The 22,469-nt window shown below is 62.5% G+C and carries 16 protein-coding genes and 1 riboswitch; of the genes, 9 read left to right on the plus strand and 7 right to left on the minus strand.

Annotated features, from left to right (window positions below; genetic code table 11):
- The first annotated feature begins 26 nt into the window (after positions 1-26).
- Both VKR55_RS00445 and VKR55_RS00450 read left to right on the plus strand, forming a co-directional pair.
- Positions 27-947, plus strand: a complete 921-nt coding sequence (locus tag VKR55_RS00445) for an alpha/beta fold hydrolase (RefSeq protein WP_324398817.1) — start codon at positions 27-29, stop codon at positions 945-947.
- A gap of 327 nt (positions 948-1,274) precedes the next feature.
- Positions 1,275-1,526: a hypothetical protein gene (locus VKR55_RS00450; RefSeq protein WP_324398818.1), complete on the plus strand. Its 252-nt coding sequence runs from the start codon at positions 1,275-1,277 to the stop codon at positions 1,524-1,526.
- 19 nt (positions 1,527-1,545) lie between these two features.
- On the opposite strand, the gene VKR55_RS00455 is transcribed toward VKR55_RS00450, so the two are convergent.
- Positions 1,546-2,004, minus strand: a complete 459-nt coding sequence (locus VKR55_RS00455; RefSeq protein WP_324398839.1) for a response regulator transcription factor — start codon at positions 2,002-2,004, stop codon at positions 1,546-1,548.
- 349 nt (positions 2,005-2,353) lie between these two features.
- Positions 2,354-2,564, plus strand: a riboswitch (cobalamin riboswitch).
- 194 nt (positions 2,565-2,758) lie between these two features.
- Here VKR55_RS00455 and VKR55_RS00460 point away from each other — a divergent pair.
- From VKR55_RS00460 to VKR55_RS00485, 6 genes are all read left to right on the plus strand, one after another.
- The gene (locus VKR55_RS00460) at positions 2,759-3,814 is read left to right on the plus strand and encodes a HoxN/HupN/NixA family nickel/cobalt transporter (RefSeq protein ID WP_324398819.1); all 1,056 of its coding nucleotides are present in this window, start codon (positions 2,759-2,761) and stop codon (positions 3,812-3,814) included.
- Positions 3,815-4,224: 410 nt separating this feature from the next.
- Positions 4,225-6,792, plus strand: a complete 2,568-nt coding sequence (locus VKR55_RS00465; RefSeq protein WP_324398820.1) for an MASE1 domain-containing protein — start codon at positions 4,225-4,227, stop codon at positions 6,790-6,792.
- Between the two features lie 325 nt (positions 6,793-7,117).
- Positions 7,118-8,368 carry a branched-chain amino acid ABC transporter substrate-binding protein gene (locus VKR55_RS00470; RefSeq protein ID WP_324398821.1) on the plus strand — a complete coding sequence of 417 codons (1,251 nt, stop codon included), beginning with the start codon at positions 7,118-7,120 and terminating at the stop codon, positions 8,366-8,368.
- Positions 8,369-8,422: 54 nt separating this feature from the next.
- Positions 8,423-9,352, plus strand: coding sequence for a branched-chain amino acid ABC transporter permease (locus VKR55_RS00475; protein ID WP_324398822.1), 930 nt, complete (start codon positions 8,423-8,425; stop codon positions 9,350-9,352).
- Positions 9,353-9,361: 9 nt separating this feature from the next.
- On the plus strand, positions 9,362-11,431 hold the full coding sequence (locus tag VKR55_RS00480; protein WP_324398823.1) for a branched-chain amino acid ABC transporter ATP-binding protein/permease: 2,070 nt from the start codon (positions 9,362-9,364) through the stop codon (positions 11,429-11,431).
- The gene (locus VKR55_RS00485; protein WP_414642275.1) at positions 11,376-12,137 is read left to right on the plus strand and encodes an ABC transporter ATP-binding protein; all 762 of its coding nucleotides are present in this window, start codon (positions 11,376-11,378) and stop codon (positions 12,135-12,137) included. Before VKR55_RS00480 ends, VKR55_RS00485 begins: the two co-directional genes overlap by 56 nt.
- A 1-nt stretch (position 12,138) precedes the next feature.
- On the opposite strand, the gene VKR55_RS00490 is transcribed toward VKR55_RS00485, so the two are convergent.
- The 5 genes from VKR55_RS00490 to VKR55_RS00510 all read right to left on the minus strand — a co-directional run bounded on the left by VKR55_RS00490 (position 12,139) and on the right by VKR55_RS00510 (position 19,180).
- The gene (locus VKR55_RS00490; RefSeq protein ID WP_324398824.1) at positions 12,139-15,378 is read right to left on the minus strand and encodes a bifunctional cytochrome P450/NADPH--P450 reductase; all 3,240 of its coding nucleotides are present in this window, start codon (positions 15,376-15,378) and stop codon (positions 12,139-12,141) included.
- A gap of 128 nt (positions 15,379-15,506) precedes the next feature.
- Complete coding sequence (locus VKR55_RS00495) at positions 15,507-16,502, minus strand: alpha/beta fold hydrolase (RefSeq protein ID WP_324398825.1); 996 nt, start codon at positions 16,500-16,502, stop codon at positions 15,507-15,509.
- Positions 16,503-16,513: 11 nt separating this feature from the next.
- Positions 16,514-18,064, minus strand: a complete 1,551-nt coding sequence (locus VKR55_RS00500; protein ID WP_324398826.1) for a WS/DGAT/MGAT family O-acyltransferase — start codon at positions 18,062-18,064, stop codon at positions 16,514-16,516.
- 55 nt (positions 18,065-18,119) lie between these two features.
- The gene (locus tag VKR55_RS00505) at positions 18,120-18,926 is read right to left on the minus strand and encodes an esterase/lipase family protein (RefSeq protein ID WP_324398827.1); all 807 of its coding nucleotides are present in this window, start codon (positions 18,924-18,926) and stop codon (positions 18,120-18,122) included.
- Positions 18,926-19,180: a DUF6489 family protein gene (locus VKR55_RS00510; RefSeq protein ID WP_324398828.1), complete on the minus strand. Its 255-nt coding sequence runs from the start codon at positions 19,178-19,180 to the stop codon at positions 18,926-18,928. The genes VKR55_RS00505 and VKR55_RS00510 overlap by 1 nt, the downstream gene beginning before the upstream one ends.
- 250 nt (positions 19,181-19,430) lie before the next feature.
- Here VKR55_RS00510 and VKR55_RS00515 point away from each other — a divergent pair, with 250 nt between their 5' ends.
- Positions 19,431-21,029, plus strand: coding sequence for an ABC transporter substrate-binding protein (locus VKR55_RS00515; RefSeq protein ID WP_324398829.1), 1,599 nt, complete (start codon positions 19,431-19,433; stop codon positions 21,027-21,029).
- Positions 21,030-21,129: 100 nt separating this feature from the next.
- On the opposite strand, the gene VKR55_RS00520 is transcribed toward VKR55_RS00515, so the two are convergent.
- Positions 21,130-22,383 (minus strand): NAD(P)/FAD-dependent oxidoreductase, encoded by a 1,254-nt coding sequence (locus tag VKR55_RS00520; RefSeq protein WP_324398830.1) that lies wholly within the window; start codon positions 22,381-22,383, stop codon positions 21,130-21,132.
- Between the last annotated feature and the right edge of the window lie 86 nt (positions 22,384-22,469).

Here is a 22,469-nt window from a genome sequence, read left to right on the forward strand (position 1 = left end):
CGAAGGAAAACCCAAGGAACGCCCAAGTGACCTCCGTCGCCCACCAGTCGCCGCAACTTGCCCGCGCCAATGGCATCGACATCTGCTACGAGATCTTCGGCGCGGCGGACGCCGAACCGATGCTCCTGATCATGGGGCTCGGCGCACAGATGGTGCTGTGGGACGACGCATTCTGTGAGCAACTTGCCGCGCGCGGCTTTCGCGTCATCCGCTTCGACAACCGCGACATCGGCCAGTCCTCCAAACTTTCCGGCGGCAAACGCCTGACCGCGCTCGAGCTGTTGAAACTGCGCCTCCTGAGGATCCCGGTCGCGGCGCCCTACAGGCTGCGCGACATGGCCCAGGATACCGTCGCGCTGATGGATGCGTTGCATATCCGCACCGCGCACCTGGTCGGCGCGTCCATGGGCGGCATGATCGCGCAGGAGATCGCGATCACTTTTCCCGAGCGGGTGCGCTCGCTGACCTCGATCACGTCGACCACCGGAAACCCGAGGGTGCCACCGCCGACCAAGGAAGCCTCCGCCATGCTGATGGCGCCGCCGCCGCAGACGCGCGACGAATACATCACCCGCTTTGCGCAGAACTGGAGAATTCTGCGCGCCGGCTCTTTTCCCGAGGATGAAGCGCTCGACCGCTCGCGCGCCGAACGCACCTGGGATCGCGGCCTCAACCCGGCCGGCGTCGGCCGCCAGCTCCGCGCTGTTCTCGCTTCCGGCAGCCGCAAGGCGCGCTTGCGCAACGTGAAGGCGCCGACGCTGGTGATTCACGGCACTGTCGATCCCCTGGTGCATCCGATGGGCGGCCGGGACACCGCGGCCTCGATCCCCGGCGCGAGACTCATGATGGTCGAAGGCATGGGCCACGCGCTTCCGCTGCCGCTGTGGCCACAGATCATCGACGCCATCGACAAGCACGCGCATGGAGCAGCCGCGAAGGCGGCGTGATTTTCCAGGCATGTAGGGTGGGTTGGTGAAGCGTAACCCACCACTTCTCTGCACGCGGTGGCAAAAGACGGTGGGTTGGCCGTGGCGCAACCTACTCTACGAACTGGATTGCTTCGCTTCGCTCGCAATGACGGGTCGATAAGACCCATCCGCTTTCGACGGCAAAAGCAGACATACGGAGGCGCCCGGCCGCCTCACAACACGGCAGATGCTTCGAACCGCAAACCGTTGTGTGTTGCACAATCGCATCGGTCGGACTGCAAACAGCATCGCCGGCGGTGGACGCCGCCGGTCGGTCGCCTTTTTGCCCCAGCGCGGACAAACGCCTTGGCAAAGTGCCAGGCTGCCGATGATAACAAGGGAAGCGGCTCCAACATGTTGCGCGATCGAACGGCGGTCTACGATCCGGAAGAACTCTCCCTCCTGGGACGTGTCTTTGAACAATCAGTGGCGGCGTTGCCGCCAACGATGCAAACTCCGGCCAATCGAACGGAGATTGCGAAGATCATTCTCGAACGTGCAGCCGCCGGCGAGCCTCCGGCGCCGTTGACGACGTTCGCGCTTGACAAGGCCTGTTGATCAGCGAGCCATCCGCTCCTCATTCGGACTTGCGTAGCCAGCCAGACGCTGGCTTCGCTCGATCAAGCCCTGCCTTGTCTTCGGCAAGCGCCGCTCGCGGACTTGGCGCGGCAACAAGATGGAGAAGATTGGAGAGCGCCGCTACGAGCTCGGCTGGCGCAAACGGCTTCTGCAAAAGCAGGCTGCTGGGGACGCCCTGCGAAGCCCATTCATTCGCCGTCGCGGCCGTCATATAGACAATCGGGAACGCGGGGTCCTTTTCTCGGATCTGCCGGGCCACATCCCACCCGTTCAGCCTGCCCTTGAGACTCACGTCGATGACGAGAGCCTTGTACTCCTTGGTACCACCCCGGAAGAGGGTCAGCGCCTCTTCGCCAGAGGACAGAATATCGGCGGCAAAACCGCGCTCGATCAGTGTCTCCTCCACAATCCCTTGAAGCGGATACTCATCCTCGACGACGAGAATCAATGACGGCATCATTGCGCTGACCTGAGGCTTTGAACTGTTATTGCGTTGCAAACGGCAGACGCGCGCCTCAGTTCCGAAGAATCAATCAAAAGTGCGCCCGGCGGAACGCGGGCGTCGCTCTCGTCCACACAAGAGAGTTGCCTGTCATCCGAGCGCCTTGATTCAAACATCTGGGGTCAGGACCGCACGTTTTTGTCATCCACGCACGACTCGCCCGCCGCGTGATCGAGCTCTCGCCCATCGCATCCCGCCCCGCACGCGTGACGACGCATAACGCCCCTCTTGAAGCGCCCAAACACACCTTGAAAGCTCTTAAATGGGTATGCGCCCTTGCGCATTGACATCCGCGATGACTCCGCGATGATGGCGGCGTTCAGGTTCGCTGGCCGCAAGGTCGGCGAGATGGGAATGCGGTGGGGCTTTCGCGACAGCGCGGCCAATCCGCAACTGCGCCCGCAACTGTAGGCGGTGAGTTCTTTTCCACGAGCCACTGGGCTTTCTGGCCCGGGAAGGCGGAAACAGAGCATTGACCCGCAAGTCAGGAGACCGGCCTGAACAGTCATCCATCCGGCGTGCGGAGCGCGCGCTTGGGGCGGTTCTTCGCTGCGATGACGACACGATGAAGGTTGTCTCGCGGATGGAGAGCCCCCATGGCTGTGCACGCTCGTTTCAAGTCCACGACAATTCGCCGCTGGATTCTGTCCAGTCATCGCGGAGACGTACCCGGTCCCCGCGCGCATTGGCAGTTCTAGCGAAGCAAATCATGCTCACATACCTGAAACTTGCCGTCGACGACGCCTCGGCCGCCTCGCGCACTAGGATTGTCTCCCTCTACGCGTTCCTGCTGGCAATCAACGGTCTTGCCTGGACCTGGGCCATTCTCGCGCTGTCCGACCGGCCAACGCTGCTTGGCACCGCGTTTCTGGCCTACGTGCTGGGCCTCCGGCACGCCGTCGACGCCGATCACATCGCGACCATCGATAACGTGGTGCGCAAATTGATGCAGGACGGCAAGCGTCCACTTGCCGTCGGGCTGTTTTTCTCGCTCGGACATTCCCTTTCGATTGCGCTGGCCGTCGCGGGCATCGCCGCCGCCGCGTTCGCGCTGCAAGGTCGATTTCAGGAGTTCAAGACGATCGGCAGCATCGTCGGGACGGGAGCATCCGCGTTCTTCCTGCTGACGATTGCCGTCATCAACCTCGTCATTTTGCGAAGCGTCTGGCACAGCTTTCGGCGGGCGCGCCGGGGGGAGAACGTCGGCGACGACGAACTGAATCTCCTGCTATCCGGTCGGGGCTTTCTGGCCCGCATCCTGCGACCGTTGTTTCGCGTGGTGACGGCGAGCTGGCAGATGTTTGCGATCGGCCTTTTGTTCGGCCTTGGCTTCGATACCGCGACCGAAATCAGTCTTTTCACCGTAGCGGCAGCCCAGGCCTCGGGTGGGCTCAACTTCAGCACCGTGATGATCTTCCCGGCCCTGTTCACCGCCGGCATGACGCTCGTCGATACCACCGACAGCATACTGATGGTCGGCGCCTATGGCTGGGCCTTTCTCAATCCGATCCGGAAGATCTGGTACAACCTCACCATCACGGCCATCTCGGCCATGGTCGCGCTCTTGATTGGTGGGATCGAGGCGCTGGGTCTGCTTGCCGGCAAGCTCGAACTCAGAGGCTCGTTCTGGATCGCGATTTCCGGTCTGAACGAAAGCCTTGCGAACTTCGGGTACCTTGTTGTGGCTGTTTTTCTGGTCAGCTGGGCTCTATCTTTTATCATCTATCACTGGCTGCGGCTTGAGCAGACGCCCGCATCCCAATGAGTCGCCCGGTGTTGAGCTAACGGGGCGAGATCGCATGACCTAGAACGTGTTGGCTCCTTTCGAGGTAGGGGTCGCCTTCCGTGGTGGACTTTTGCGGCTCGCCCTTATCGACCGCCCACCACACCTGTCTCGACGCCAGCCGTCGGGGAACAGCCCGGACATGGTCGGCACTGATCGGAACGGCGTTTCTGATCCGTTGCGGACATCGCACTCGCACCATCGAAAATTGAGCATTCTCCATCGTGCGGCCATGCTTTGGTCAAAACTGCATTGAGTGTTTGAGTCGTTGGCGTCCTGGAAATGCAACCGCCCTTTTTCGGGGACATTAGACGGGCGGGCTCGGTTCCCCTCAATCGTATTTTTTGGAGCACCCACCGCAAAGGCCTGTGATGGAAAGCGCAAGGTTTGGTATGACCAAGTTCCTCGCGTTTGGCAGCGCCCGGAGTGCTGCAACCTATTTGCTCGAACTTTTGCTGGTCGCCGCGATTGACGTTGGCCTTGCCGAGCTCGCGCGATTGCTACCCGCAATCAATCCGGCCGCCACACCGTTGTGGCCGCCGACCGGGGTAGCGCTCGCACTGGTCCTGCTGCGCGGCTACCGGATTTGGCCCGCGATCCTCGCGGGGCCCCTCTCCTCCTGCCTCATGGCCGACCAATCGCTTCTGGAGTCTGGCTCTGTCGGGATCGGCACGCTCCTCGCTGCGCTTGCCGGGACATGGCTGATTGGTCGCTGGTCGAACGGTCAGCAGACGTTTGGGGCTCCCGCGGGTGTCGCAAAATTTGCAATCATTTGCTTTGCGCCGACCACGATGATCAGTTCGACCGTCGCCGTGGCAGGATTCACTGCCGCTGACCAGCCTGGTTTTCCCGATCCTGTCGTCGCTTGGCTGACCTGGTGGCTTGCGGACGCGGCCTGGACCGTGCTGATTGTTCCAGCCATCCTGCTTTGGGCGACGATGCCCTTACGCAATTCCTCCAAATGGGATCTTCTGGAATCGGTCGCCGTATCCGCTCTCGCAGGCATCATCGGGATCGTTGCTTACAGTCCGCTTGTCGGCAGCGACCTCGTCAGCAGCGACCTCAACGTGCCGCTGCCCTATCGCAGCCTCCTGGGCTTTTTTGTTGTCCTGCCCTCGATGTGGGCCGGCTTGCGCGGAAATCGATTCAGTGTCGCGACAGTCGCGCTCATTTTCGCCGGAATGGCCGTTTGGGGCTTTTCGGTCGGCAACGATCCGTTTTCGAAAGCGGATCCGAACGGAGCCTTGTTGTCGTTGTTCGTGCTTTCGATCAGCGTAGCAGTGCCGCCTCTTATTTTAGCTGCGGCAATTGCAACACGTCAGGACCTAGAGGCCCATTTGCTTTCTGTCCAGGATCAACTGAACCATCGGGTTGAACGGAAAACTCTGGCGCTCGAAAGCGTTCGACGCCACTTCCAAATTCTTATCGAGGGCGTTGTCGACTATGCAATCTTTGCGCTCGACAAGGAAGGGCACATTACAAGCTGGAACAGCACCGCACAAAAGATCACCGGCTACGCAAGGGAAGAGATTGTCGGCCAGCATTTTGGAATATTTTATCGACCGGATGAGCGTCGCGCCGGCGCGCCAACCCGCGCATTGGAGTCGGCCACCCAAAAAGGCAAGCACGAAGTCGAGGGTTGGCGTATCAAGAAAAGTGGCGCGCCGTTTTTCATCACCGGCTCGATCTCATCGAGTCTTGACGACGCCGGAAACCTGATCGGCTTTATCAACGTGCTCCGCGACGCAACCGAGCGACGCGACGCGGAGGAGCAACTGGTCCAGGCACGCGAACAGCTCGCAATGGCGCAGAAAATGGAGGCCATCGGCAAACTGACCGGCGGGATTGCGCATGACTTCAACAATCTGTTGATGATCATTGGAGGCAGCGCCCAGATCTTCGCACGCCTGCTCGACCCGAAACTGCCGAGAGCGATCGAGGCGATACAGAACGCGGCAAAACGCGGAGAAAGCCTCACGCGCCAATTGCTGACGTTCTCTCGCCGTCAGCATCTCAGCCCGACGGTCGTCGATTTGAATGCGTCGATCAAGAATATGCGGACCATGATCGAGAGTTCGCTGCACGGGAACATCGTATACAACGAGAACATTGGCGACGGTGTTTTGCAGGTTAAGGTGGACCTCGCCGAACTGGAGCTTGCGATTGTCAACATCGCCGTCAACGCGCGTGACGCGATGCCAAATGGCGGCACGTTCACCGTGTCCGTCACCGACGTGGCGCTGCAACAGGAAACCGGCGATTATCGCTCCGGGGAGGCTTTCTTCGCGATCGCGTTCAGCGATACGGGGACCGGCATTCCGCCTCATCTCCTGTCCAAGATGTTCGATCCGTTTTTCACGACCAAGGAGGTCGGCAAGGGGACCGGGCTCGGTTTGTCCCAGGTCTACGGTTTTGCGCACCAGGCCGGCGGAACGGTGACGGCAGACAGCAAGGTCGGACAGGGAACGACGATTACAATCTATTTGCCGTTTTCTGCAGACGAGCAAGTCACCGGCAAGGAGCCCTCCGCCGCCCGAACAAGAACACGGCATTCGCAACGGCAGACGGTTCTCGTGGTCGACGACAACGCTGACGTGGCGGATGTGACATCCTCGCTGTTCGAGCAGCTTGGCTACGAGACAGTCTATCGAGATTCGGCCGCGGCGGCATTGGAACTGCTCGAAACCGGCACGAAGATCGATCTTGTCTTCAGCGATATCGTCATGCCGGGGACCATCGACGGCGTAGGGCTCGCGAGAGAAATCCAGTCTCGCTATCCGAATTTGCGGATAGCCCTGACGACCGGTTACAGCGATGCGGCCAAGGCGGCTCCGCCAAACCTGAGAATACTACGCAAGCCGTTCGACACCGAGGCGCTCAGAGATCTCATCCAGGATATTACGCCTCCGAGATTGATGCGATCATCCGGCGGCACATCTAACGCTTTGCACAGAAGGTGACGCGCCGCGCCGGTGAGGGCATCGGGCCTGTTGAGATCCGGACCGTCGGCTTTCGACGGTAAGGCGAACATACAGCGAGACCCCCGGATATCCCCCTTGAGCGATCTGAGACGTGCCGCGTTCGTCCGCTTCGCGCCCGAAGCCGGAATGCCGCAATGCGTCAATTGCGTCGGTCGATTGGTATTGGCAAGGCCTCCGCGCCCCTCGGGGCCTGAATTTCTTACCGCCCGCTCTTGAAGCGAATTCGGCGTTTGACGAATGTACGAAAGATCGGGCTCGATGTAACGTCTGACGTGGCGCTCTAATTTGCAAAGAGGAGACCCCCATGAAATCGTTCCAGCTTACACGGCGTGCTTTCAATGCAGGAGCCGCTGCCGTCGCCACCATCGCCGCGGTCGGTGGATGCACCGCAGCATCGGCTGATCAAAAGGTCATCAAGATCGGCATGACGCTGCCTCTCACGGGAGCCGACGCCGACGACGCCACTCTCATCAAGAACGGAGCGATGATGGCCATCGACGAGGCCAACGCCGCCGGCGGGGTTGCCGGCTACAAGATCGTCCCGGTCATCTATGACAACGGCACAGCCACCGCGGGACAGTATGATCCCGCCCAGGCCGCCACCAATACGAAGAAGCTGATCGCCGATCCGCTGGTCGTCGCCAATGTCGGGCCGGAAATGAGCGGCAGCGGCAAAGCGATGTCGCCGATCCTCAGTGCGGCGGATCTGGCAACGATCACGCCATCCTCGACCAACCCCGATATCACCGATCCGAAAATGGCTGGCCAGTTCCGGCCCAAGCAGAAGGCGGTCTATTTCCGTACCGTGACGACCGACGCCTTTCAGGGGCCGAACATGGCCAACTATTTCAAGGAAAAGCTTCACGTGAAGACGGTCTACATCCTCGACGACTCCGGTGCTTACGGCGTCGGGCTCGCCAACGCATTCGAAGCCCAGGCGAAGAAGAACGGCATCAAGGTCCTCGGCCACGACCAGCTCGACCCCAAGGAAGCCGACTACACGACCGCTCTGACCAAGATCAAGGCGCTCAATCCGGACGCCCTCTATTATGGCGGTGTGGCGCAAGCCGGCGTCAAGCTCGCCAAGCAGGCGGCTGAGACCATACCGAACATGATCAAGGGCGGCGGCGACGGTGTGGCCGGCGGCAGCTTCCTCAAGGGCGGGGGCTTCCCGGCGGTCGAGAAATGGTATGCGACGAATGCCGGCCCGCATTTGACCGAAAGCCCCGTGGCGGCCAAGTTCGTGAAGGGCTTCCAGGACAAGTATCACACCACCCCGGACGACTATTCAATCACAGCCTATGATGCGACAAAGGTCATTCTCGCCGCCATCGCGGCCGTGGCGAAAAGCGGCAAGGAAATGAACCGCTCCAATGTCCGCGACGCGATCCAGAGCTCGCATGTCCAGACGCTGCAGGGCACCGTTGCTTTCGATCAGAATGGCGACATTCTCGACCGCACGGTCAGCGTCTTCCAGTATCGACACAACGACAAATATCCTGCGGACGATATCACGCATCAGCTGAAGTACCTGGAAGCGGCGCCGCAGTCGTGAGCTCCCGATGAAGGTAGGCCACTCACTCGTGATGCCGCATCGAGAGAACCCGCGATGAGCAACTGGGATATCCTGCTTCAACAGGTGATCAACGGTGTAAGTCTGGGCGCGATGTATTCGCTGCTCGCGCTCGGCTTCACCATGGTTTACGGCATCATCGAGCTCATCAACTTTGCGCATTTCAACGTCTTCATGGTTGGCTCGTTCCTGGCCATGTGGGCGTTGGAGGCGATGGGCTTTGCCGGTCAATCGCACGTTCTTTACGGGCTGCCGTTGGCAGGCATCCTTGTTGCGGCGTTCATCGTAACGATGCTGGGGACCGGTATTCTCGGCGTCGCAATCGAACGTTTTGCGCTACGGCCGATGCGCGGTGTGTCGGGCACCGCACCGATGATCACCACGATCGGCCTGTCCTACATCCTGTACAATATCATTCTGCTTGGAGCCGGCGCCGACTCGAAGAACTACTCCAACCCGATGCCCAATACCGCGTGGATCTTCGGTGGTGTCACGCTGCACCTGCGCGAGGTGATGCTGTGGACCATCTCGCTCCTGCTCATGGTGGCGCTCAACTATTTCGTGCGCCGGACAAAAATGGGCAAGGCAATGCAGGCGATGGCGCAGGATCAGGAGGCCGCCCGTATGGTCGGCATCGACGTCGACCGGGTGGTGATCATCACCTTTTTCCTGGGATCGGCGCTCGCCGGCGCGGCCGGGCTGATCTTCGGGCTCTACTACAATTATACGAGTTACCTGATCGGCTACACCGCCGGCCTGCGGGCCTTCACGGCGGCGGTGCTCGGCGGGATCGGCAACATACCGGGCGCGATGCTCGGGGGCGTGGTGATCGGGCTCATCGAATCGCTGGGCGGCCAGTACATCGCCGTGCGTTGGACCGATGTCATCATCTTTTCGCTTCTGGTGATGGTGCTCGTTTTACGACCTACGGGGCTGCTTGGTCGCGCAGCCCCGACGAAATCGTAGGGCTGCAGCGTGCGAGATCAACTCAAACCCGCGCAAGAAGTAGCGTCGCCGGCGATCGGGCGCCTCAGCGGCATCATCCCGGCGATCCGCCATCGTGTCAGCAGCGAGCAGTTCCGGCCCTACCTGCTCGGCATCGTCCTTATGGCCGCGCTTGCCTTTCCCTATCTCGACGGCAACGAGGGCGACATCGATGCGGCGGCGAACGCGCTCGCCTTTGCCATGCTGGCGCTCGGGCTCAACATCGTCGTCGGCTTTGCCGGCCTGCTCGATCTTGGCTATGCCGCGTTTTTCGCGATCGGTGCCTACACCTATGGCGCACTCTCATCCTATCAGATCCAGCCGCAATGGAGCAGCTTCTGGGAGCCCTTTCAATGGGTCGGCCTGGTCAAGCATCTCGACGTCGCAGGTGGTGTCGGCACCGTGCATTTTGCGGCGTCGTTCTGGCTGATGTTGCCGGTTGCGGCGCTCGTCGCCGCCTTCTTTGGCGTGTTGTTCGGCGCACCCACCCTCAGGCTCAAGGGGGATTATCTTGCCATCGTGACGCTCGGCTTCGGCGAGATCGTGCCAATCGTGGCGCGCAATACGCCTTACATCACCAATGGCGCGCAAGGGCTCAACGGCGTCACGACGCCGCAATTGTTCGGCTACGATTTCAGTGTGCTGTCGACGCCCTACTACTATCTCGGGCTCGCTCTCATCGTCCTGATGATCTTCATCAGCGCGCGCCTGAAGCATTCGCGCATCGGCCGGGCGTGGCTTGCGATTCGCGAGGACGAAATCGCAGCCGAGGCAATGGGTGTGAACCGCATCAAGCTCAAGCTGCTCGCCTTTGCCATCGGAGCGGGCTATGCCGGTGTGACCGGAACCTTCTACGTGGCCAAACTGCAGACCGCGACGCCGGAGATGTTCATGTTTCCGGTCTCGGTCATGATTCTCGTCATGATCGTGCTGGGCGGCATAGGCAGCGTTGCCGGTGTGGTGATCGGCGCGCTGATCCTGCAGTTGCTGCAATCATGGTTCCTGCAGGACCTGACGCAGTGGATCCATGCGCTCGGCGATTGGAGCGGCGTCGGCTTTTTGCAAAGGCTCGATCTCACGCAGTCGATCGAACTGATCTTCGGCATCATTCTCGTGGTGATGATGCTCTATCGTCGGCAGGGCCTTGTACCCGACCGCGCTGCCGTGACGGCACTGACCTATGAACAGCAGAACGCGATGCCATCGCGACGTAGCATCGAGGCAGGACTTGTCCCCCTTCATCGGCGGACGATCGATCCGGGCAAGCCGCTGCTCGAGATCAAGGACCTGGCGAAGTCGTTCGGCGGTATCAAGGCCGTGAACCGCATCGACCTCGAGGTGATGCCGGGTTCGACGGTCGGCATCATCGGGCCGAACGGCTCCGGCAAGACGACGTTCTTCAACCTCATCACCGGTCTCATCGAGCCTGACGGTGGCCGCGTTCTCCTCGCGGGCGAGGACGTGACCGGCTTGAAGCCGCACCGGATTGTCGAAAAAGGCATCGCGCGCACCTTCCAGAACCTGCGCCTTTTCGCCAATATGACGGTGCTTGAGAATGCGCTCGTTGGCGCGCACGCGCGGACCTCGACGGGGGCGATCGGAGCCGTGCTGCGCTCGCCGCGCGTGAAGCGCGAAGAGGCAGCAGCCCGCGCCCGCGCCCTCGAAATATTGGGCATTTTCGGCAACCGGCTGATGCCGCGCCTGCAGCACCTCGCGTTCTCCCTGTCCTACGCCAACCGGCGGCGGATGGAGATCGCGCGCGCGCTGGTGTCGGAGCCTGTGCTGCTTCTGCTCGACGAGCCGACCGCCGGCATGAACCCGACCGAGACGCTGGAGCTGACGGACCAGATCCGGCATCTGCGCGAACGCGGCGTGACTGTCCTCTTGATCGAGCACAAGCTCGACGTGGTCAACCAAATCGCAGACAAGGTGATCGTGCTCGATCACGGTGAAAAGATCGCAGAGGGCACGCCCAAGGAAGTTCATTCCAACAAGGAAGTGTTGCGTGCCTATCTTGGACGAACAACAGACGCCGCCGCAGCGACCGCCGCCGCTCCTTGAGTTCAAGGACGTCAACACCTACTACGGCGAGCTTCACGTCCTGAAGGACGTCGATTATCGGGTTGGCGAGGGCGAGATCGTCTGCTTGCTGGGCGGCAATGCGTCCGGAAAATCCACGACCATGAAGACGATCCTCGGCATCGTGACGCCGAAGAGCGGCATGATCACCTATGCGGGCGCGCGCATCAACGACCTGCCGACCGCCCAGCGGGTGAAGCGGGGCATTGCGCCGGTGCCGGAGGCGCGGCGGCTGTTCCCGCGCATGACCGTGCTCGAAAATCTGGAATTGGGGGCGTTCACGCGCGACGACACGGCCGAGATCGAGGTGGACAAGGAACGCGTCTTCGACCTGTTCCCGCGCATCAAGGAGCGCCTCAAGCAACAGGCAGGCACGCTGTCGGGCGGCGAGCAGCAGATGGTCGCCATCGGCCGTGCGCTGATGGCCCGTCCGAAGCTGCTGTGCATGGACGAACCCTCGATGGGCCTGTCGCCGGGATTCGTCGAACAGGTGTTCGAAATCATTCAGACGATCAATCGCCAGGGGACCAGCATCTTCATGGTCGAGCAGAATGCCAACATGGCCCTGTCGATCGCCGGCTACGGCTACGTCCTGCAGACCGGCGAGGTGGTGCTGCACGGCTCGGCCCGGAGCCTGCGCGACAACGAAATGGTGCAACAGGCCTATCTTGGCGAGATGAAATCGTGATCTACCCGCCCGCCCACACATCCAGCACGTAGCGGTTCTTTGCGCCCATATCCTCGATCCAGCGCGCGCCGGCGGCGGCGTCCGCACCCGTTCGCTCACGATGGATCGCAACCAGAGCGGCCTTGACGTCAGGCTCCATCCTGCCGCCGTCGCCGCAGATATAGATGATCGCGCCCTGCTCGATCAGCCGCCACACCTTGTCCTTCTCGGCAGCGAGGAGATGTTGCACATAGGTCTTTGGCCCGTCGGCGCGGGAAAAAGCGGTGTGCAATTCGCAAATGCCGTCGGCGGCGAATGCCTTCAACTCGTCGGCGTAGATGAAATCTTGCTCGGGATGGCGGCAGCCGAAGAACAGCATCGCCGACCCCAGCGTCGCGCCCTTGGCCTTGCGCGCGGCGCGCTCCTGCAGGAAGCCGCGGAACGGCGCAAGCCCGGTGCCAGGGCCGATCATGATGACCGGCACGGCGTTGTCATCTGGCAACCGGAAGCCGGCCCTGGTTTCCTTCACCGTGGCATGAACGGTGTCGCCGGAGCGGCGGCGGGCGAGATAGTTGGAGCAGACGCCACGGTAGACGCCGCGGCCGGAGCTGGCGGGCGCTTCCACCACGCCGACGGTGACGCTGCAGCGCGATGCTTCTCCCGCCGGCGACGACGAGATTGAATAATAGCGCGGCGCGAGCAGCGACAACATCTCGAGATAGAGTTGGAACGGCAGCTCGCAGGCCGGATGTTCGTCCAGAAGGTCGAACACCGATTTGCGCTTTGAGAGCACATCGCCCTGGTAGCGCGCGACGGAAGCATCATCGTCGCCGACATAGGCCATCAGCTTCGGCTTGGTCACCGGGCAGCGAGTGTGCTCGGCCATGATCTGGATCTGCTTTTTCGTCGCGACCTGCTGCAGTTCGACGAACTCGGTGAGCAGGCGCCCGACCGACACGGCGCTCCCGACCGGCAATTGCGCGCGGCGGCCCTCGGCGACCTGCAGGCGGATCTGATCGACCGGTAGGAATCCAAAGCGCCGCGCGACCGAATCCACCAGGGTCGGATCGTTGCGAGGCACGACGCTCAAATGATCGCCGACGCGGTAGTTGAGACCGGCCGGCAATTCGACCTCGATGTGCCGCGTCGAGCGTTCCGACGGGTTCGTGCCTGCCTTGTTCTGCAGCTCGCTATTGACGAGCACCTTCATCGGCACCGCGCCGCCTTGCGTCAGAATAGTATTGACCGCGCCCTGCGCCACCGGCTCGATCACATAAAGCGGCTCGTCCTCGGCGGTGCGGGTGAAATTCCAGTCGATGCCGAATTCCCTGGTCGCGACCTGCGCGGCCGCCGGGAACCATTTCTGGAACTGGCCGTCGAGGTCACTGCGCGCATCGCCCTCGCCGCGCGGATAGATGGCGCGCGCGCCGTGCGCGGTGAGCTTTTCATCGATGAAGCGCGGCACCGATTGGTAGGTCGCGGCCCAATCGCTGTTGCCGCAGCCGAATACCGCGTAGCGCACCTTCGCAAACGCATCCTTGGGCAGGTCGCTGCCGAGCCATTTGACGAATTGCGAGGCATTGTCGGGCGGCGCGCCGTTGTAGGAGGCGCAGATGACGAGGACGCCGCCCTCCTCCGGCAGCTTGCCGACATAATCGTCGAGCGGACCAAGCCGCGTGACGAAGCCGTTGATCTCGGCAAGATCGGCGACGCGCGTCGCGAGCTCCTCGGCCGAACCGAGGTTCGAGCCGTAGAGCACGAGCATCGGCGTGTTGTGCCCCGGACGCGTCGCAGGCCGCGGTGCTGACTTCGGCGTGACAGATGCCGCGGCCGCCGGAGCGGCGAACGCGCCGCGGTCCCTGGCGTCGCGCGGCCGCACCTTGATCCTGAAACCGTCCGGCTTGATTGTCAGCGTTTCCTTCAGATGCATCTGGTAGCGATGCACATCGATCAGCTTGAAGCGCTGCAGGATCATGCCGATCGCGAGCGCCGCCTCATGCATGGCAAAGCCGCGGCCGATGCAGGCGCGCTGGCCGTTGCCAAAGGGTTTCCAGGCATTGACCGGCCGCGCCGCCTCCGCCTCGCGGCTGAAATTCTCCGGGTTGAACATTTCTGGATTGGGACCCCAGACCGAAGGATCGCGATGCAGCACGGTAACGAGGATGGTGACGAAGGTCCCCCTCTTGAGCTTGTACTTGCCGCCGCCGATGGCCTCGTCCTTGAGCGGCGCAATGCCATAGGCCGGCGCCGGCGGCCACAGCCGCAGCGCCTCTTTCAAGATCTGCGTGATGTAGGTGAGCTGGGTGACCTGCTGATAGGTCGGCCTGGCGTCGGCGTCGGGGCCAAGCACGCGGTCGACCTCTTCATAGGCCTTCTTCAGCACGTCGGGATGCTTGAGCAGCGCATAAAGCGTGTACGACAACAGCCCGCTGGTGGTCTCGTGGCCCGCGATCAGGAACGTGTTGATCTGGTAGCGGATGTTGACGTCGTCGAGCTGCTCGCCGGTCGTGCGGTCGATGCCCGTCATCATTGCGGCGAGCATGTCCTTCTTGTCGCCGCTGGCGGCGGTGTTCTTGCGGCGCTCGGCGACGATCGCGTCGACCATCTTGTTCATGAAGGCGACGTCGGCGGCGAGATCGCGCCTTCGCTTTTGCATCCACAGATTCTCCATCGGCAAGCCGCGGGTCATCATGATGGTTTCGAGCGAGCGCACCAGCGACTCCACGAAGGGATGGTAGTCGCGCCGGTAGAACGAGTTGAAGCGATAGTCGAAGCCGCAGAGACCGATTGTGTCGAGGGTCAGCGCGGTCATGTCGTGCACGACCTCGATCTCGTCGTCGGCGTTGAGCCGCTCCCACTTCTTCACGAGCTGCTCGGCGATGTCGACCATGCTTGCGTGATAGGACTGCATGGCGCGGTTGCCGAACGGCTGCATCAGGATGTTGTGCGCCTTGCTCCAGTTCGGCTCGGTGGTGTCGGCCGTGAACAGCCCGTCGCCGCCGACCGCGCGCACGCGCCGGAGCGCGCCGCGCACCGCCTTGTCGAAGCGCTTCTCGTCGGAGAGCTCGTCGACGAGGTCGTGGCCGGAGACGATCACGATCGGCGCGCCCATCATGTCAAGCCAGAAGATCGGACCCAATTCCCTGGCCAGCCGAGTCAGGTGCTGCACGGGCGCCGCCGAATCCAGGGACAGCATGTTGCCGACCACCGGCTTGGTCGGCGGCTGCGGGATCGGAGCGAGTCTGTTCTTCTTCGGCGCCATTACGAAGTATCCCTTGCACTACTGTCGAGCCGTCATTGCGAGCGAAGCGAAGCAATCCAGACGCACACGAAGGTATAGATTGCTTCGTCGCTTCGCTCCTCGCAATGACGGTGTGGCGACGTCCTTCGCTAACCAAACCGTTTCCTACGCCATTCGATCAGCTTGGCGCTGACTTCTTCCGGCTTCTCCTGCTGCGTCCAATGGCCGCTGTCGCGCACCAGGTATTTCTCGAGATCCGGCACCAGCCTTTCCATGCCGTCGGCGGCCGACGGCGGCAGCACCGCGTCATTCTCTGCCATGATCATCAGCGCCGGCACGCGCACATGATGGTCGAGCCCTTCGGAGCGCTGCCAGTTGCGGGTGAAATTGCGATACCAGTTGATGCCGCCGGTGAAGCCGGTCCGCTTGAAGGTATCGACGAACACCTGCTTCTCCTCCGCCGACAGGATCGGCGTACGCGGATCGTGCCGCGCGTCGTAGTTGGCAATCATCTGCGGGAACGCCAGGTTGATCCGGGGCGAGGCGCCGACGCCTGCGACCGGCTGTTCGGGCGGCGCGTCCGCGGGCCGTGGCGCGGGCTTGCGCATGAAGGCGTCAAAGGTCTGCTCGACGCGGCTATCGAAAATCCGGTCCGGCTCGCGTGCCGGATCCTGGAACTGCACGATGTACATTTGGTCGCCGAAGCGCTGGCGGAACAGTACGATCGGATCGGCCGCCGCGCGATCCAGATGCGGCGTGTTGACGCCGACGACGCCAGCCACCCGCGAGAAATGCCGCAGCGGCATCTGCCAGACGACAAAGCCGCCCCAGTCGTGGCCGACGAAGATCGCTTTCTCGATTCCGAGGTGATCGAGCAGGCCGACGAGATCGCTGGTCAGATGCTCGATGTCGTAGCCTTCCACTGGATCCGGCCGGTCGGTCGCGCCATAGCCGCGCTGGTCCGGCGCGATCACGCGGATGCCGGCCTCGCTCAGCGCCTTGATCTGATGGCGCCAGGAAAAGGCGAGCTCCGGCCAGCCGTGGCAGAGCACCATCGGCGGCGTGTCGGTCTTGGGACCCGCATCGTAATAGCCCATGCGAATCCCGTTCGTCGAGGCGAACGCGAGCGGAGGCATCTCAATCATGAGTCTTGTCCTTATTCAGCGGCGCCTTTGACCTCGCCAGCCTTCGGCGCGTAGGCCGCTTCGAGCGCGGCAAACTCCTCCGGCAGCATGTCGCACAATTCCTGCACATGCGGGATGATGTTGGCGCCTGCGATGAAGCCGAAATCGAGCTGGTCGCGATAGCTCTGCACGGTGATGTTGAGCGCAATTCCGTGCGTCGCGATCGACACAGGGAAGATGTGCAACAGCTCGGCGCCCGCGGCATAGAGCGTCCGCCGCGGGCCTGGCACGTTTGAAACCGTGATATTCGCCGCCGGCGGCAGCACGTCGGACAGGCTCGAGCGGCTATAGAGCAGCGCCAGAATCTGCACGAGGATCGGCGCGCCGAGCATCGAGATGTTGGAGACCTGCGGCATCAGCGCGCGCAAGGGATGCGACATCTCCTTGGACTTGGTCGACTGCGCGATGATGGTCTCGAGACGCGTCCTCGGATCGTCCACATTGGTCGCGATGCCGCAGATCATGCCGAACACCTGGTTGTTGGAGTCGGTATTGCCCTCCTCGCGCAGCGAGATCGGCACCGCGGCGGTCATCGACTTGTTCGGCAGCGCGCCCTGCTTGATCAGGTAGCGCCGCGCCACGCCCGAGGCGAGCGCCAGCACCACGTCGTTGAGCTTGCCGCCGGAGGTTTTGGCGAGCGCCTTCGCCCGCGACAGCGAGATCGAGACGCCGGCGAAGCTCCGCTCCGAGGAGATCGACTTGTTCAGGATCGTCGGGGGCGACATCATGCTGGCGAGATTCTCGCGCGACTTCGGGTCCGCGATCTTGCCAACCACGTCGGAGACGGTTTTCAACATGGTCGGGATGTTGCCGGCAAAGCGCACCGCGCTTTCGATCTGGTACATCGCATTGTCGAACAGGATCGAACCGAGATCGCTTTTGCCCGAGCGCGGCAACTCGATGCTTTTAGCGGCGGCGGCCGCCTCGAGCGGCTGGGTCCAGAGCTGCTGATAGGAATCGAGCAGGTTGGCGGCGATATCACGCGGCTCCTGCCCGACCTTGGCCTTCGCGGTCGGCGGCTCGACGACCCGCGGGATCGGCGTGACGTCGTAGATCATACTGGTCAGCGCCGCACCTGCGCCGCCGTCGATGCAGGCATGGTGCATCTTGGAATAGAGTCCGATCTCGTTGTCCTTCATGCCCTCGAAGACATAGAATTCCCAGAGCGGGCGTGCGCGGTTCAGAAGCTTTGCGTGCATCCAGCCGACGATGCGCTCGAGCGTGGCGCGGTCGCGCGGCGCAGGCAGGCTCGCGCGGAAGATGTGGCGATCGATGTCGAACTGGTCGTCCTCGACCCAGGAGGGATGGTCGATATCGAGCGGCGCCTTCTGAAGCCGCGCCTTGAGGATCGGCGCGATGTGCAACCGCGAGGCGATCATCGCCTTGAATTCTTCGAAGAAGTCGCCCTTGTAGCCGTCAGGCAGGCGGAAGATCGCCATGCTGCCGACATGCATCGGCATTTCCGGCGTCTCCAGATACAGAAACGATGCGTCCAGCGAGGACAGTTTCTTGCCGTCACCCATGCTTTCCTCCCGAAGAAATCACGCTGGCGGCTTGTTCCCGCTTCTTACCCTGAAGTTACACTGAGGCGGATTGTGCCTGTTCCGGGGGCGCATAGGCAATGGCAAAAGGACCGGAGCGATCGAATGGGTGGAATTGGCCGTCCCGCTGTGCCAGGCGATCGGCGATCACCCATAGCGCCGCCGGATTGACACCGATTCCGACATGGCTGGCGAAATGGACCTCGATGTTCTCGGCCGTCTCGCTCACCCGCAGCAGGCAGGTCCGCCAGTTCACGATGCCGTCACTTTTCGAGTAGATCGAGGTCGCGGGGACCGGAAGGTCACCGGCGATGGCTTGCTCGAACTCGGGGTTGCCACCGACGGTCTCCCCCGACAGCGTCTCGTAAAGCCGCGTCGCGTTGGTCGCCCTGATGTCGTTGGCAAAGGGGCTTGCGAGCGTGATGACATCGCGCACCATCTCGGGCGCCTGCAGCGCGAGGTCACGCGCATAGACGCCGCCGAGGCTCCAGCCGACAATTGAGACCTTGCGGCCGGCGCGATGGTGAATCCGCGCGAGCCGGTCGAGCAGCGCGGTCCGCATCTTCGCAACACCGCCGACATTGCGGCCCATCCCCCAGGCATGCGTCTCGTAGCCGAGCTCGGTGAGGTAGTGCCGCAACGGCACCATCGACAGATCGCTGGCGAGAAAGCCCGGCAGCGCCAGCACCGGATGGCCGTCGCCCCGCGGCGCGCGCATCAGAAGCGGCGACAGCAAGACGCTGGCATTGAACTCGAGGATCCCCCGCATCTCCGCGACGAACAGTCCGAACCCCGGCGGACGCAGCCGGGGGTGAGCCTGGGTCTCGCTCCGCCCGGCGGCCATCACTTCTTCTTGTCGCTGCCGAGCGCGCCGAGCCCCGTCATGGTGACGAACATGTCCTGCATCCGCTCGGCGAATTTGGGATCGAAGCTGAACCAGGTCTGGATCAGCGATTCCGGCGAAATCTTGTCGATGTTGCTGGTCATCTGCTGCTGCAACTTGTCCATGACCGCCGTCTGCATCGGCGCCACGTCGGGAAGTCCGAAGAACTGCCGGGCTTCGAGGGGCGTGCAATCGATCTCGATATTTACCTTCATTTCCGCTCCTTTGGGCCAGGCATCGCAAACAGCGCTGCGAGCGGCGCAGTATCGCCACGACGGCGCCTACCGCGCAAGCGAGCGGATGCGCTGCAGTGCGGCCATGCCCGATGAATTCGAAGTATGGTCAACCAATCCGGCTCGGCTTTTGCATAAAAATCGACTTGCGGGCCGGACGTTCCCCCGCAACACTGCCTTGCGGCCGGCCCTGATCGGCCGGCCAGAGCAAAAGACAGCGGGAGGCGCAACCATGTCGCTTTGTCAGAGGCTTTTTGCTGCGGCCGCGATCGCGGCCGTCGTCGTGGTGTCCCCGGCATCCGGCCAGACGCTACGCTACGCCAACCAGGGCGAGCTCAAATCGCTCGACCCCTACACTCTCAACGAATCTACCACCCATGCCCATCTCGGGCAAATCTATGAGGGGCTGATCGCGCGTGACAAGGACCTGAGAATCGTTCCGGCGCTGGCGGAAAGCTGGGAGACACCGGAGCCGACGCGCTGGCGCTTCCACCTGCGCCACGGCGTCAAGTTCCAGAACGGCGATCCCTTCACCGCCGACGACGTCGTGTTCTCGGCAGACCGGGTTCGCGCCAACGGCTCGAACCTCCTCACCTACGTCGCCCCCGATGTGAAGGTCGTTAAGGTCGACGACTACACCGTCGATTTCATCCTGACCAAGCCGAATCCCATCCTGCCTTCGCTATGGAATACCTGGTACATCATGGACAAGAAGTGGTGCGAGGAGCACAACGCCGTGGCGCCGACGCCGGCCGCGGCAACCACGCCCTCGTATGCCTCGCTGCACGCCAACGGCACCGGCCCCTTCATGATCGAAAGCCATCAGCCCGGCGTGAAGACGGTGTTCAAGGTCAACCCGAACTGGTGGGGCAAGCCGGAGCATAACTTGAAGGAAATCGTCTTCACCCCGATCGCGAACGAAGCGACGCGGGTGGCGGCACTGCTCACGGGCGAGGTCGACATCATCGAACCGGTGCCGTTGCAGGACATCCAGCGCGTCAATGCAAGCGGCACCGCGCAGGTGCTCACGGCTCCGGAAATCCGCACGATCTTTCTGGGCATGGACCAGTCGCGCGACGAGCTTCTCTACTCCAACGTCAAGGGCAAGAATCCCTTCAAGGACGTTCGCGTTCGCGAGGCTTTCTACAAAGCGATCGACGTGGAAGCGATCAAGACGCGCGTGATGCGCGGCATGTCGACGCCCTCGGCGCTGATGATCGCGCCGCAACTATACGCGCTCTCCAAGGATTTCACGCGCCCGAAATACGATCCCGAAGCCGCCAAGAAACTTCTCTCTGATGCCGGCTATCCCAATGGCTTCGAGCTCACGATGGACTGCCCGAACGACCGTTACGTCAATGACGCGGCGATCTGCCAGGCGGTGGTCGGCATGCTGGCGCGCATCGGCGTCAAGGTCGATCTGAACGCGCAGCCCAAGCAGCTATACTTTGCCAAGGTGCTGAAACCCGGCGGCTACAAGACGTCCTTCTATCTGCTTGGCTGGACGCCCGGAACGCTCGATTCCCATAACGTGATGCATGACATCATGGGCTGCCGCAACGATCCCAAGGATCCATCCCGCGGCGAATCCAATCTCGGCGGCTACTGCAACAAGGAGTTCGACAAGCTCACCGATGAGGTCCTGCAGGAAACTGACATGGCCAAGCGCGACCAGTTGATCAAGCAGGCCTTCGAGATCGCCATCAAGGATTACGCCTATATCCCGCTGCACCAGCAGGCGCTGGCGTGGGGCGTCTCGAAGAAGTTGAAAGTGGTGCAGCGCGCCGACAACCAGGTGCTGCCCTACTGGATGGTCAAGCAGGAGGAGTAGCGCGCCGCATCAGATCGTAGCCCGCCTGAGCGAAGCGATATGCGGGATTGTTCCCCGGGTGTCGCTTCGCTCACCCGGGCTACGGCCAATTTACGCGGGGTCAGCCGAAACGTTCGGCCGCAAACGGCGCCGGATCGGCAAACGGCGTCTCGCCGGTCATCATCTCCGCGAGCAGGCGCCCGGTGATGGGCCCGAGCGTCAGCCCGTGGTGCTGATGGCCGAAGTCGAACCACAGCCCTGGATGATTTGGGGCGCGGCCAATCACCGGCAGCATGTCGGGAAGGCATGGACGCGCCCCTTTCCAGGGTTTTGCGTCGACGGCGTCGCCGAGCGGAAATAGCTTGCGTGCCCTCGGCAGCGCACGCTCGATCTGCACCGGGGTTGCCGGCGCATCGCGGCGGGCAAATTCGACGCCGCTGGTGAGGCGGATGCCGCGGTTCATCGGCGCCAGCAAAAAGCCCTGTTCGGCGTCGAGGACCGGATGCTGCAGCACGGCGTTGCCGCGCGCGGCGAGATGCAGATGATAGCCGCGCTTGACCGAGAACGGCAGGGCGTAGCCGAACTTCTTGAACACAAGATCGGACCACGGGCCGAGTGCTATGGCGGCTTCGCGCGCGATGGCCGTATTACCTGCTCCACCGACGCGCCAGCCGCCGCTGGTCTGTTCGAGCGAGGTCGCGTCCGCCACGAGACAGCGTCCGCCCTTGCGCATAAACAGCGCGGCATAGGCTTTGGCGAGACCGCCTGGATCGGGTACAAATCCCGGTTGGGGCAAGTGGATGGCGCCGGCGAAATCGCCGCTCAAATGCGGCTCGCGTGCCGCAATCGCCTTGGCGTCGAGAAGATCGCCGGTGACGCCATATTGCCGCGCCCGCTCCAGCTCGCCGATCGCCTTGGCCAGCGCCTTCTCGGAACGAAACAGCTTGATCCAGCCGTCCTTGCGCAGGAGCTCGGGCACGCCGGCCTCCGCCATCAGGGCCTCGTGCTCGACGAGGCTCTGCCGGATCAGTGGCAGGACGCCCATCGCACCGCGCAGCGCCCGGTCCGGCTGCGAAGCGAAATAGTAGCGCACCAGCCACGGCAGGAAAGCCGGCAAGTCACCGATGGCGTAGCGCACATGCGGGGCGCGGTTGGTCGCATAATAAAGAATTTCCCCGGCATTGCGGGGAAACATGTAGGGAAACACCGAGGCGGACTCGATGATCCCGGCATTGCCGTAGCTCGTCTCCTCGCCGGCAAGCGCGTGCCGATCGACCAGGATGACGTCGCGCCCGCGCTTTTGCAGGTGCAGCGCGGCCCCGACGCCGACCATGCCTGCGCCGAGCACGAGTACGTCGGCCTTTAATTCCGCCATCTGGCACTCCGAAAGTTGAATACTTTAGACGCGCTGGACGCCTAAACTGAAAACTAGCTGTTGCACCGCGACCACGCAAACCGGCG

It is taken from the genome of Bradyrhizobium sp. (assembly GCF_035309285.1).
In the GTDB taxonomy this organism is placed as follows: domain Bacteria; phylum Pseudomonadota; class Alphaproteobacteria; order Rhizobiales; family Xanthobacteraceae; genus Bradyrhizobium.